Genomic DNA, 13,016 nt, shown 5'->3' on the forward strand with positions numbered 1-13,016 from the left:
TTCAATGATCATGAATGGCACCGCCGAGTCGGGGCTGACGCTGGACAAGGGGCCGCAGGCCCTGCTGGACACGGTCGGGCAGGACCCGACCGGCCCACTCACCGTTGGCATCGCCGGCCCCGGCGGGCACGGAAAGACCGCACTGCTCGCGGAGCTGGCCCGGGTTTATCAGCGGGCCGGGATCACCGTACGCACGGCCGCTCCGGAGCCCGGCGAACCGGTCGACCCCGACGCGCTGCTGCTGGTCGACGACGCGCACCTGCTCGACGACGCGCGGATCGGGGTGCTCCTGCGTCTGGTCGCCACCCGTCGGCACCGGCTGGTGGTCGCCCACCGGCCGTGGCCCCGGTCAGCGGCGCTCAGTGAGCTGGTCGACTCCCTCCGTCGTGACGGGCAGGCCGTGCTCCTCACGCCGTTCACCCGGGAGCAGACCGCCGCCTACCTCGCCGCCACGCCAGAGCTGAGCCGCAACGGCGACCTGGTCGACTTCGTACACACACAGACCTCCGGCGTACCCCGGGACGTCGAACGGCTGGTCCGCGGCCTGGCCGGCGCGGAGACCCCCACCGGCACGGTGGTCGCCCCACCCCGGTCCGCCGTCGGAGAGTTCGGGCCGGACCTGGACGTGCAGCCCGCCGCGGTACGACGACTGCTGCTCGCCGTCGCGGCCGGCGGGCTGCTGCCGGTGAGCATGCTCGGCACACTCCTGGGCCGGGAGCCGGCGGTGGTGGACGAACTGGTCGCCGCGACGCGGGCGGCCGGGCTGCTCGGCGCCGACGGCCGGCTCGCGCCGATCGTGCGGCGGGCCGTCACGACGCTCAGCCCCACCACCGACCGGACCGCGGTCTGGCGCCGACTCACCGAGTTGCAGCTCGCCCGGGGCGGCGCGGTGCTGCCGCTGGTCCGCTCCCTGCTGGCGGTGGGCGCGCTCGGCGACTGCCCGGCCTCGACCCTGGCAGCCGCAGCGGGTGAGGCGCTGGCCGACGAGCCGGCTTTCGCGGCCGAACTGTTCGCGGCCGCCACGGCCGCCGGTCGGCCGGCGAGCGCCGAGCAGGCACTCGCCGCCGCGCTCGCCGGCAACCTCGACGACGCTCTGCGGCTGGCGGACCGACTGCTGGCCACGGCCGCTCCGCCCGACCGTTCCGAGGCGGCCGTGGTGGCCGCGACAGCCCTGGCGCATCGTGGTCACGTCGGTCGCAGCGTGGAGCTGTACCGGTGGTCCGGCACCGCCTCGGCGGCGGCCTTCGCCACCGTCGGCGGCCTCGCCATCGGCGACCTGCGCGCCGCCGCCGAGCCGCCGGCAGGTGAACCCACCGGCGACCCACCAACCCTGCACACCAGCGCCGCCCGGCTGATGGCCAACGGGGTACGCGAGAGCGTGAGCGGCCCGCCGACCGCGGCGCTCTCCGCGCTCGTGCAGGCCGCCGCGCTGCTGGAGCCGGACGGACGGGCGGCGCTGCTGCCGGACTCCCCGGCGGCGCTCGCCGCGCTGACCGCGGTGCACTGCGGTGAGCTGGAGATCGCCGAGCAGGTGCTGCACCGGGCCCTGGGCGCCGGTGTCGGTGGCCCGCTGATGGCTCGTCGCCACCGGCTGTTGCAGGCCTGGATCCTGATGGTCCGGGGCGAGACGCACGCCGCCGCCGAGCGCCTCGCCACGGTGACGCTCGACGGGCGGCAACTGGAGTCACGCGACCTGCTCTTCGCCGCCGCGATCCGGATGGGCATCGGCCGACGCAACAGCGACCTCGGGGCGCTCAAGCGTGGCTGGGGACAGGCGCTGGAGGCGGTGGTCCGACACCCCGTCGACCTGTTCACGCTCCTGCCGCTGGGTGAGCTGGCCATCGCGGGCGCGCGGTTGGGTGACCTGGCCCGGCTCGAGCCGTACCTGCGGGAGGGACGAGCGCTGCTCGGCCGGCTCGGTGACCCGCCACTGTGGAGCGTGCCGCTGCACTGGAGTGGGCTGCACGCCACGATCCTCACCGGCGAGCCGGCCCTCGCCGACGAACACGTCGCCGCGCTGCTCGCCGTGGCGGACCACAGCCGGTACGCCGCCGTCGTCGCCTCGGCCGCGGAGAGCTGGGTGGAGGTGCTCCGGGGCGTCGTCGACCCAGCCCGGGTGGAGGCCGCCGCCCGAGGGCTGCACGACACCGGGTTGTGCTGGGACGGTGCTCGCCTCGCCGGCCAGGCCGCGATCCGTACCGCGGACCGGCGGGCGATGACCACCCTGCTGGAGTGCGCCCGAGCGTTGCAGGGCCGACCGCCCGGCGGCCACGGCGGGCCGACATCGGCGACCGCGGAGAGCACGGCGCGGGCCGCCGGCCCGACCCAGCAGGGGCTCAGCGACCGCGAGTACGAGGTTGCCGAGCTGGTGCTGGCCGGGTTGACCTACCGGGAGATCGGCGACCGGCTCTTCATCTCGGCCAAGACCGTCGAACATCACGTGGCGCGGATGCGCAGCCGGCTGAACTGCGCCAACCGCGCCGAGTTGCTGGCTCTACTGCGCACCGTCGTCGCCGACCGGGCCAGCGACACGGCCGGGCAGCCGTGGCCGCAGCGGGCGACCCGATGAGGCGCCCCCGTCACGAGCTCCGCCGCATCGAGCGGAGCGGGACGTGACGCGTAACGAGGTCCGGCTGATCCGGACCAGGCTGGTGGTACTGGCCGCCGTGCTGATCACGCTCTGGTCGTACGCGGCCTACGTGAGCAGCCAGGACGCCTTCGATCTGCTGCGTGTGCGCGCCCTGGCGGACAATCTGGGCCAGCCGCTCGACCGCCTGATCCTGAGCCTGCAGACCGAACGCCGGGTCACCACCGAGACGATCGCCGGGGCCGCGCCGACGGTGACCCCGCTGGCCGGGGCACGCGAGGGCACCGACCGGGCCGCCGCCGAGGTCCGCGAGTTCAGCGAGGGCAGTGACCTTCGGCTGCTCAGCGCCGGCGAGGTCCGCGACCGGGCCGGCGAACTGGTCCGACGGCTCGACGGTCTGGGCGCGATCCGCTCCCAGGTGGACGCCGGGCGGCTCGACCAGGCGGCGGCCCTCGACGGGTACGACCAGGTCATCGACGGCGCCTTCCGGGTGTACGGCCCAGAGTGGGGCGCGTACGAGAGCGCGTTGGCCGCCGACACCCGCGCGGTGATCGCGCTGGCCCGCGCCCGGGAACTGCTCGCCCGGGAGGACACCCTGGTCAGCGCGGCCCTGACCGGTGCACCGCTCGGCGTCGACGAGCGACTCCGACTGGGCGAACTCGTCAGCAACCAGCGGTTCGCGCGGACCGAGGCGGCGGCCGGGTTGAGCGTCGACGGCCAGGGCGCGCACCAGCGGATAGCGGCCGGCCCCGAGTTCGCGGGCCTGCTCGCCCTGGAGGACAGGCTGCTCCGGGCGGACACCGGCAACGCACTGGCCGGGATCACCGTCCAGGACTGGCGCGCCGCCGCGGACGCCGCCCTCGACGCGCTGCAGACACTTGTCACGACCACCGCCCGCAGCAGCGTCGAGCGGGCCACGCCGGGTGCCGCCGTGATCGTCGCGCGTACCGGCGCGGTGGTGGGGTTGGGCCTCATCGTCGTGCTCATGCTCCTGTTGAGCTGGGCGGGCACCGTCCGACGCCTGACCGACGAGCTGACCAGGCCGGACATCATTCCCCCACCCCCGGCCCCAGCCCCGGCCCCGGCCCCGACCCCGGCCGCCCCGGCAACTCCGGGCGGCGCCGACCGGGAGCTGTTCCTGAGGCTCACCCGACGCAACCAGGTCCTGCTGCGCGATCAGCTCAGCCTGCTCGACGGGATGCAGCGCCGGGAGCGGTCCGCCGAGGAGACCGGCGAGCTGTTCCAGCTCGACCACCTCACCACCCGGATCCGACGCAACGTGGAGAAGGTGATCGCCCTGGCCGGCGCGACGCCCGCCCGCCGCTGGCGGCGCCCGGTGCCACTGCTCGACGTCGCTCGCGGTGCGGTCGCCGAGGTACCCGACTACCACCGGGTCCTGATCGCCCCGCACTGGCCGTGGTCCATCGCGGGTCCCGCCGTCACGGACGTCATCCACCTGCTGTCCGAGCTGATCGAGAACGCCCTCGCCTTCTCGCCGGCGGACACCACCGTCCGGGTGACCGGGGAGCACCGATCGCAGGGGTGCGCGGTCCTGGTCACCGACGATGGGCCCGGGCTGGACGCGTCCGCGCTGGCCGAGGCGAACCACCTGCTCAGCAACCCTCCGCCGGATGGCCCGCCCACCGGCCCCGCAGGTCTGTACACCGTCGCCGTGCTCGGCGAGCGATGCGGCGCCCACGTCTCGCTGCGCCCCAGTCGGCGCGGCGGAACGGCCGCGATCGTGCTCCTCCCGGCCCGGCTCGTCACGGAGAGCGACACCGGACGTGGACCGGCCACCGCACCACCCGGCGCCCCGTACCCGCCGGCCCGCGACGGCGCCGACCTGCCCGACCCGAACGGCGACGGCGAGCTGCCGACACGGGTCCGTCGCACCGGGCCGACCAGCCCCGAACACGGCAGGACCAGCCTCGACACGGTCGAGATGCCGGTCGCGAGAACAGCGAGGAGACACCCATGACGTCTGCAGTGGCCACCAACGACAGCCTGACCGGCGCCCTGGACCGCCTGGTCGACCGAGTGCACGGCGCGGAGTTCGCCGTCGTGCTCTCCCCCGACGGGCTGGCCCTCGGCGGCTCCCGACAGGTGGAGGCGAAACTGGCCGAGCAGATCTCCGGCGTGGTCGCCGGCCTGATCGCACTCGGGTTGGCCGCGACCCGGACCTGCGACGCGGGCGGTCTGCGCCAGGTCGTGGTGCAGATGTCGCGAGCGTTCCTGTTCATCGCCACCATCCCGAACGGAACGATCCTCACCGTGCGGATCGCCGGGGATGACGTCGAGGTCGGCGACATGGCGTACGAGGTGGCGCTCTTCGTGGGGCAGGCCGAGCGGCACCTGCCGATCACCTTGGGACCGGCCTCCTCGGCGACGATCGGGGACACTGGTGCACACCAGCGGCACCGCTGACGAGGCGTGGTACGACGACGACGCGGGCCCGGTCGCCCGGCCCTACACGATGACCGGCGGGCGCACCGCGCCGGCTCGCGGTCAATTCGACCTGATCTCACTGGTCGTCGCCCGGCGGGCAGTCACGCCGCCCACACCGCTCTTCCCTGAACAGGCGCGGATCGTCGAGCTGTGTCACCATCCAGTGTCGGTGGCCGAAGTTGGCGCCGAGCTGGACCTTCCGCTGGGGACAGTCCGGGTGTTGCTCGGCGACCTGCTCACGGCCGGGCTGATCGAGACCCACGATCCGCCGATGCTGTCGGAGCTGCCGACCGAGGACCTGCTCGAAGCGATACTCGTCGGGCTCCGCACCCTGTGACAGCGCTGGTGCCGACCGCGGCCCGAACGGATCGCGAGCGGGCACCCGGCGACGAACTGAAGGAGAGACAGGCAGTGCCGGCAACACCACCCCAGCCACGCCGTACCGTGGCGATCATCGTGCTGGACCGGATCGTGGCCCTGCTCACGGCCGCACGGCGGGTGCTCACCGGTCGGGACGACTTCTCGCGGGCCGCCTGGGTGGCCATGATCGCGGCGGTCGGGGTGCTGATCGCGACAGCCGCCTCCATCATCGGGGTGCTGCGTACGCCGGAGGAGCTGACCCCGGTGGCTCTCGACCCGCCAGCCTCCGTCGAGCAGGTCGGCACACCGCCGCCCGGCACCCCCCGGCCGCAGGCGCGACCGGCGGTCACCAGCCCGGCGCTGCCCGCTCCCCCACCCGCCGCCTCGGCCACCGCGACCCCACCGACCAGCGGTGCGTCGACCCGACCCGTACCGACCGGTTCGACGGCCCCACCCGCACCGGCCCCCCTGAACGCCGAGTTCGCCATCGCGGACAACGCCCTGCTCAGCTATGGCGCGGCCGTGACGATCAGCAATCCCGGTTCGGTGTCGGTGCCGCAGTGGACGCTGACTGTCACCCTGCCCCGGGAGTCCCTGCGCGTCAGCGCGGTCGAAGGCGCCCGGGCCAGTCGCGACGGTGCCGTGTGGACGTTCGTGCCGGACGGAAGCGCCGGCCAGGTGCCCGGCAGCGCATCGGTCCGGGTGACGTTCCGGGTCAACGGTTCGGTCGCTGGTTCCGGCCCCCAGGCGTGCACCATCGACGGGGTCGCCTGCACCGGTCTGCCGAACTGACCGGGCTGGGCCGACCCGGGCCGATCGAATGCGGTACACCGAGCGTTCCGGCGACAGCCATGCATGATTGAGCATCAGTTCGGGCGCGCTTCGTACCGTTCCGGCCATGACTGTCCCACTCGTACCCTCGTCGCTCGGCCGCGCCGGGTCGACGCTCGGCGCCCTGCGTACCCGGGCCTCCGCCACCATCGCTGCCCTCGCCGTCACCGGCGCCGCCGTCGCGGTGACCGTCGCGACGTCGTCACCCGCCACCGCCGAGCCGGGCAGCGTCGTCGTCTCGGAGAACTTCTCGTCCGGGTCGCTGCCCGCCGGCTGGAACGCGGTGGACGGCACCTGGAAGGTCGAGAACGGCCGGCTGTACGGCACCTCGACCAGCTCCAGCGAGAACAACAAGATCACTTTCGGTCGACACCTCAACGACTTCCGCCTTGAGGCGACCATGCGCTTCGAGTCGGTCTCGGCCGCCACGCGCTGGGCCTCACTCGGCGTCGACGTGCCCGCCGACGGCGCCACCCCGTGGTGGATCGCCACCATGCGCAGCGGCACCACCGCCGCCAACGGCCTCGAGTTCGCCCAGCGGACCACGGCCAACGCCTGGGTCGTGACGAACACCGCCTCGGCCCCGTACGCCGCCGGCACCGGTCGGGACGTCCGCGTCGCCGTCGAGGTACACGGGAACCAGGCCCGCTGGATCTTCGACGGGCGGGAGGCGATGCGGACGAACAGCCTCCAGCGCTCCGCCAACGGCGTCCAGGGGCTCTTCGTCAACGGCGCCACCGTGTCGTACGACGACGTCACCGTCACCGAGTTGGCGCCGAACGGCTACCTCCGCCCCGAGGGCAGCCCGTTCACCGTGATCGCCCACCGAGGCGCGTCCGCCGCCGCGCCGGAGAACACCCTCGTGGCGCAGGAGATCGCGCGTAAGGGCGGCGCCGACTGGATCGAGAACGACGTCCAGCCGAGCAAGGACGGCATCCCGTTCATCCTGCACGACGGCACCGTCGACCGGACCACCGACGGCACCGGCAACATCCGGGACCTGACCGCCGCGCAGATCAAGGCGCTCGACGCCGGCTCTTGGTTCGGCCCGCAGTACGTCGGCGAGCGGGTGCCCACCCTGGCCGAGCAGCTCGCCGACCTGCGCACCCGCGGCGGCAACCTGCTCGTGGAAATCAAGGGCAAGCACACCCGGGACGAGGTCGCCACGATCATCCAGGTGATCCGGGACGAGCAGATGATGGGCCGCGTCTTCATCCAGAGCTTCGAGGTCGACGCCCTCCGGTACACCTACGAACTCGCCCCCGAGCTGCCGCTCGGCCTGCTCCGCAGCACCCTCGACGCCGACCCGGTGGCGATCGCCAAGGAGCTGCACCTGACCGCGTACAACCCGGACGGCAACGCGCTGCTGGCCAAGCCGGAGGTCGTCGCCCCGCTGCACGCCGCCGGGGTCGCCGTGATGGCCTGGACGATGGACTCCGCCGGCCTGTGGCAGCGGTTGGAGCGGATCGGCACCGACGCGATCATCACCAACCGCGCGTCCGAGTTGGTCGGCTGGAACTCGGCGTTCCTGCAGCGGGCCTCGGCCGACCCGACGGTGGCCATCACCTCACCGGCCAACGGGGCTCGGCTCGACCGGGCGCAGTCCCCGGTGATCGCGGTTGCCGCGACGAACGCGGACACCGTCACCGTCACGCTCGACGGCAAGAAGTCCGCCGCGGGGCGCAAGCTCGACCTGGCCAAGCTGACCGCGGGTCGCCACACCATCTCCACCGAGGTGACCGGCCCTGAGGGCACCGCCACCGCGACCAGCACCTTCACCGTGACGGTGAGCCAGGCCGGTCTCGGGTACCTGATCCTCACGTCCGGTGCCGATCCGACCGCTGTCAACGCGATGACCACCAAGCTGGTTCGGGCCGAGTACGCCGAGCTGGCCACCTACGCCGACCGGCAGGCCGGCAAGCTGGTTCCGGCCCCGGTCGCCAGCGTCATCGCCGCCGACGCCCGCACCCTCGCGCTGAAGTAGCGGTCCGACATCGCAGGCTGGCCCCCGGCGTCGACTCCGACGGTGGGGGCCAGCGCATCAGATGAGGCCTCAGTGGACGGCGACGGGTGACGTGGCCCGCTCATCCTGCCGCGCCACGGTCCGCAGTGCCGGCGACAACGCCACCAGCATGCACAGGCCGCCGATGGGGAGCAGGTCGAGGGTGACCACCGGCAGGACGATGCCGACGAGCAGCAGCGGCGCGCTCCACCACGGCAGCCGCCGCTTGGCGGCGAGCATCCCCGCGAGGACGACCAGGCCGAGGAAGAACAACTGGGGTACGACGTCGTAGAAGGCCACCTCGACGCCGGGGATGTCCTTGAAGTCCGCGCTGAGCGCCGACATCTCCGCCCGGTCCTCGGCCAGGAGCCCCTCCACGATGTCGGCGCCGAACTGCACCATCGTCGCGGCGAGCCCGACCAACGTGAGGACCACCACCCCGGTGCGCCATGGGCTGGGGGGTAGCAGGCGGGCCAGCGTGAGGACCCCGGGGACGAAGAACACCATGCCGGCCAGGGCGACCAGGTGTGCGGCCTGCCAGTCGAATCCCGGGCCGTACACCCCGTCGGACTTTCCCCACAGACGGACAAGGCCGTAGGCCGCGATGCCCACCGGCCCGGCGATCACATAGAGCGCAGCGCGTTTCATGCGAGCCATCATCTGGCCGCCCCGCTCGTCCGACCTCCGGGAACCTCCCCCGGGTGGCCCTTGGATTCGAATCAGGTCTTCCACCGAGCAACCCTTGGTTCGGCCCAGCCAGCCGAGTGGTCAGGGGTGGAACGGCCTGCGGGCCAGCGTGGTCTCGTCCGGAAAGGCCAACGAGCTGAAGAACTTCTCCGTCTCGGCGCTTCGAATATCTTCGATCTTTGCGAGCAGTGCCTCAGTGGCCGCATAGGCGAGTTGCTCGCGCTCCATCGGATCGGCCGTCGCCTCCGCACGGCCGAATGCGAGTCTCCACTGGTTGTTCGCCTCGATGAGCGCGAAATGGGTGCGGCGCAGCAGAGCCCACATCTGATCCCACTGGTAGAAGGTCCGCAACGCCGTGGCAGTCGCGATGACCACGCCCGAGACCGCGATTATGAGGTTCTTTCCCGGGTAGCTGAAGCCCGCGAGCAACGGGAGGGACGCGCTGATGACGATGACCAGGATGCCGCTGAATCGGAACAGTCGGCGGTGCCATTTCGCCCGCCAATCATACTGGTCCCGGAGCTTGTTGACGCTCGCCTCGGCCAGCGCCCGGTAATCCTGTAACGGATCTCCAGTAGCAGACTTCTGCGATCCGGCCAACACCCCACGCTGCCCACGATCAATAGACACGTTACGATGCTAGATCGTCGCCCGGAGACGGTCTATAGCCCGAGAACACGATGTTGTCGGCGAATTGACGGGCGAACATCTCCCGATCGGGCGAGGTTACCGGCCAGGCAATCACCGGAACACCCCGGCGGCGCCACCACGCCGTCAGACCGGAGGGGAATCCGTCGACCTCGTAGGCCAGGAAATCCGGGCGGGTAACCAGGTTGCTGACCATGCTGCGGCCGACCATTCGCGTCACCGGCCCGGCCGTGCGGAGCAGTCCACAGATTCGCCCCACCGGCACCCGCTGGTCGGGCGGCATTCGCAGCACCGCGACCCGCAGTGCCGCCACCAGTAACGGGTCGAAGGATTCGACCGCGTAGCGCCCCGGGTAACCCGCCGTCTGCCGAAAGACTTCGTCCACAAGATCGAAGTTGAGTGACAGGCTCGGCCGCTTGAGCTCAATCAGGAGTGGCACACGCCCGGCGACCCGTTCCAATACCTCGGCGAGGGTGGGAATGTGCTGGTCGGTGCCGTTCAACCTGAGTCGCTGCCGGTCGGCCGGGGTCAGCTCCGCGGTACGGATCGACTGACCAGTGAGTTCGGTCAAATCGTGGTCGTGCACCACGACGAGCTCGCCGGCTCTCGTGAGCTGCACGTCCAACTCGCAGGCATAGCCACCGTCGGCCCCCGCCTCGAACGCCGCAAGCGAGTTGGCAGGTCGATCGTCGCCGGTCAGGCCTCGGTGTGCGATCGGGGTTTCTCGCAGCCAGCGGTCGTCGGACGCCACCCGATCCTCCTGAGCCTCCGAGGGCGTGCCGCCGTGCTCTCGACGCGCCTCGACGCGGCTGGCGCGAGAGTTCATAGTGGCCCGTCGCACAATTAGCCTCCCCTGCGAACGCCCTCGGCGGAACGTCCACGCTAGACACTGCCGCAGGTAGCCGCCGTCCGTCTAGTCATGAAGCCGCTCACCTCCAGGACGCCTCAGGCGCGCCGGATCGTCTCCGCGCCGGCCAGCACGGCATCCTGGCGCGGCGTCGGCGCTGGGGTGGGGTGGGTGGCGTGCCGGTCAGCCGGGAGCAACGGGCGGTCAGCCAACGATCAGGGGTTGATCGGCCAATCATCGGGCCTGGGGAGAGAGGCGAAACGGGAACACGCGGTCCCTGCCACTTCTAACATATAGCGCATTGGGGGGCTTGCGGCAAGGCCCGGGTCGTGCCGCAAAATCGTCGGCCGAGCCCAGAATCTGCCGAATGGAAGTCGTGAATTGAATTCTTCGTCCACCTCCGTGTTCGACCTTCCCGATCGCCTCTCCCCCAAGGCCGACCCGGCGCTGATCAGCCACGACGAGCAGCACTTCGCTGCCATGGCGGAGAGTCTCGAGCAGTTGCACACCGAACTCTCGGAGCGCCTCGACGCCGAGCGCAAGGCACCTGGCGGCAAGGGCCGGCAGGCGGTGGACCGGGACATGGAGGTCCGCCGGCTGACCGGTCGCCTGCGGGCACTGAGTCGCTACGGTCTGGACCTGTGCCTCGGCCACGTGGTCGGCGTGGACACCACCGAGCCCGTCTACGTCGGTCGACGTGGCCTCACGGACAGCACGGGTCGGCGGCTGCTGCTCGACTGGCGGTCTCCGGCGGCCGAGCCGTTCTTTGGCGCTACCCACGGCAACCCGATGGGCCTGGCGAGCCGCCGCCGGTACCGCTGGACCCGCGGCCAGATCAGCGACTACTGGGACGAGGTGTTCACCCCCGACGGGTTCGTGGGGCACGCCGTCGCGCTCGACGACCAGTCCGCGTTCATCGCCAGCCTGGGCAGCGCTCGGTCGACCCGGATGCGCGACGTGCTCAGTACGATCCAGGCCGACCAGGACGCCATCATCCGCGCCGGATCGGCCGGCGCGCTCGTCGTCGACGGTGGTCCGGGCACGGGCAAGACCGTCGTCGCGCTGCACCGCACCGCCTATCTGCTCTACTCCGATCCGCGTCTCAGCCAGCGCCGAGGCGGGGTGCTCTTCGTCGGGCCGCACCAGCCCTACCTGGCCTACGTCGCCGACGTCCTACCCAGCCTCGGGGAAGAGGACGTGCAGACCTGCACCCTGCGCGACCTCGTGCCCGAGGGCGCCGCGGCGACCATCGAACCCGACCCGGACGTCGCGCGGCTGAAGGCCTCCGCGGACCTGGTCAAGGCGATCGACGCGGCGGTCCGGTTCTACGAGGAACCACCGGTCAAACCCATGACGGTCACGACCGACGTGTCCGACATCTGGCTGAGCGCCGACGACTGGGCCAACGCGTTCCAGGCGCCGGGGCCCGGCACGCCGCACAACGAGGCGCGGGACGAAATCTGGGAGGAGTTGCTCACGATCCTGGTCGACAAGTCCGACGGCGACGAGCCGGACGACCTGCTCCGCACGTCGCTGCTGCGGAACCGGGAACTGCGGACGACCTTCAACCGCGCCTGGCCGTTGCTCGACGCGGCCGACCTCGTCGGAGACCTGTGGTCGGTGCCCGCGTACCTGCGCAAGTGTGCCCCCTGGCTCAGCGCCGAGGAGGTCCGGACGCTGCAGCGCGCCGACGCCCAGGCCTGGACCGTGTCCGACCTACCGCTCCTGGACGCGGCACGACAGCGGCTCGGCGACCCGGAGGGGTCGGAACGCAGGCGTCGGCGCGACCCCGCTGCCGCCGCCGAACGCGAACACATGGCCAGGGTCGTCGACGAGCTACTCGCGGCCGACGCCTACGACGACGGTGAAGGCCTGCTGACGATGTTGCGCCAACCCGACCTGCGCGACGCCCTGGTCGACGATTCGGCGCTGCCCGGCATCGAAGCGGACCTGCTCGCCGGCCCGTTCGCGCACATCGTCGTCGACGAGGCCCAGGAACTGACCGACGCCGAGTGGCAGATGTTGCTGGCGCGCTGCCCGTCGCGCAGCTTCACGATCGTCGGGGATCGGGCCCAGGCCCGGCACGGGTTCACGGAGTCGTGGCAGGAACGCCTCGAGCGGGTCGGGCTCGACCGGATCACCCTGGCCTCCCTGAGCATCAACTACCGGACACCGGAGGAGGTCATGGCGGAAGCCGAGCCGATCATCCGGGCGGTGCTCCCAGATGCCAACGTACCGACCTCGATCCGCAGCAACGGGCTCGCCGTCGTACACGGATCGGTTTCTGATCTTTCCTCGATCCTGCACACCTGGCTCGACGCGCACGCCGACGGGATCGCCTGCGTCATCGGCGACCCGACGTTCCCGCCGATGTCCCGCGTCCGGTCGCTGAGCCCGGAGCAGGCCAAGGGGCTCGAATTCGACCTCGTCGTCCTCATCGACCCGGAAGCCTTCGGTGCGGGCATCGAAGGGGCGGTCGACCGCTACGTCGCGATGACCCGGGCGACCCAGCAGCTCGTCATCCTGACGAGCTGCTGAGGGCGCTCGACCCCCGGGTGGAAAATCGCGTTGAGCCGAGATAGTCGGCTCGTTACCGTCCGCACAAGCCA

10 protein-coding genes are annotated in these 13,016 nt (G+C 71.7%); 7 read left to right on the forward strand and 3 right to left on the reverse strand.

What is annotated here, in order from left to right; all coding sequences use genetic code 11:
- Nucleotides 1-4 precede the first annotated feature (4 nt).
- From HNR20_RS02295 to HNR20_RS02320, 6 genes are all read left to right on the forward strand, one after another.
- A complete protein-coding gene (locus tag HNR20_RS02295) occupies nt 5-2,569 on the forward strand; it encodes a helix-turn-helix transcriptional regulator (RefSeq protein WP_221309662.1) in 2,565 nt (854 codons plus the stop codon).
- A gap of 43 nt (nt 2,570-2,612) precedes the next feature.
- Nucleotides 2,613-4,565, forward strand: coding sequence for a nitrate- and nitrite sensing domain-containing protein (locus HNR20_RS02300; protein WP_184176034.1), 1,953 nt, complete (start codon nt 2,613-2,615; stop codon nt 4,563-4,565).
- Nucleotides 4,562-5,011 carry a roadblock/LC7 domain-containing protein gene (locus HNR20_RS02305; protein WP_229687489.1) on the forward strand — a complete coding sequence of 150 codons (450 nt, stop codon included), beginning with the start codon at nt 4,562-4,564 and terminating at the stop codon, nt 5,009-5,011. The genes HNR20_RS02300 and HNR20_RS02305 overlap by 4 nt, the downstream gene beginning before the upstream one ends.
- On the forward strand, nt 4,989-5,369 hold the full coding sequence (locus HNR20_RS02310) for a DUF742 domain-containing protein (RefSeq protein WP_229687490.1): 381 nt from the start codon (nt 4,989-4,991) through the stop codon (nt 5,367-5,369). Before HNR20_RS02305 ends, HNR20_RS02310 begins: the two co-directional genes overlap by 23 nt.
- A gap of 74 nt (nt 5,370-5,443) precedes the next feature.
- Entirely contained in the window at nt 5,444-6,184 is a 741-nt protein-coding gene (locus HNR20_RS02315) for a cellulose binding domain-containing protein (protein WP_184176037.1), read from the forward strand.
- 106 nt (nt 6,185-6,290) lie between these two features.
- Complete coding sequence (locus tag HNR20_RS02320; RefSeq protein WP_184176039.1) at nt 6,291-8,207, forward strand: glycerophosphodiester phosphodiesterase; 1,917 nt, start codon at nt 6,291-6,293, stop codon at nt 8,205-8,207.
- A 69-nt stretch (nt 8,208-8,276) separates the two neighbouring features.
- Here HNR20_RS02320 and HNR20_RS02325 read toward each other — a convergent pair whose 3' ends face one another.
- The 3 genes from HNR20_RS02325 to HNR20_RS02335 form a co-directional block, all read right to left on the reverse strand.
- Complete coding sequence (locus tag HNR20_RS02325) at nt 8,277-8,873, reverse strand: hypothetical protein (protein WP_184176041.1); 597 nt, start codon at nt 8,871-8,873, stop codon at nt 8,277-8,279.
- Nucleotides 8,874-8,993: 120 nt separating this feature from the next.
- Nucleotides 8,994-9,542 carry an SLATT domain-containing protein gene (locus HNR20_RS02330; protein ID WP_184176043.1) on the reverse strand — a complete coding sequence of 183 codons (549 nt, stop codon included), beginning with the start codon at nt 9,540-9,542 and terminating at the stop codon, nt 8,994-8,996.
- A gap of 1 nt (nt 9,543) precedes the next feature.
- Nucleotides 9,544-10,311, reverse strand: a complete 768-nt coding sequence (locus tag HNR20_RS02335; protein ID WP_184176045.1) for a glycerophosphodiester phosphodiesterase family protein — start codon at nt 10,309-10,311, stop codon at nt 9,544-9,546.
- Between the two features lie 498 nt (nt 10,312-10,809).
- Here HNR20_RS02335 and helR point away from each other — a divergent pair, with 498 nt between their 5' ends.
- Nucleotides 10,810-12,945, forward strand: a complete 2,136-nt coding sequence (helR, locus tag HNR20_RS02340; protein ID WP_229687491.1) for an RNA polymerase recycling motor ATPase HelR — start codon at nt 10,810-10,812, stop codon at nt 12,943-12,945.
- The last annotated feature ends 71 nt before the right edge of the window (nt 12,946-13,016 follow it).

It is taken from the genome of Micromonospora parathelypteridis (assembly GCF_014201145.1).
Lineage (GTDB): Bacteria > Actinomycetota > Actinomycetes > Mycobacteriales > Micromonosporaceae > Micromonospora > Micromonospora parathelypteridis.

Bases quoted from the DNA above. Each gene is read 5' to 3' on its own strand.
- HNR20_RS02325 (WP_184176041.1), bottom strand. From the start codon at position 8,873: ATGAAACGCGCTGCGCTCTATGTGATCGCCGGGCCGGTGGGCATCGCG.
- HNR20_RS02295 (WP_221309662.1), top strand. From the start codon at position 5: ATGATCATGAATGGCACCGCCGAGTCGGGGCTGACGCTGGACAAGGGG.
- HNR20_RS02305 (WP_229687489.1), top strand. From the start codon at position 4,562: ATGACGTCTGCAGTGGCCACCAACGACAGCCTGACCGGCGCCCTGGAC.
- HNR20_RS02320 (WP_184176039.1), top strand. From the start codon at position 6,291: ATGACTGTCCCACTCGTACCCTCGTCGCTCGGCCGCGCCGGGTCGACG.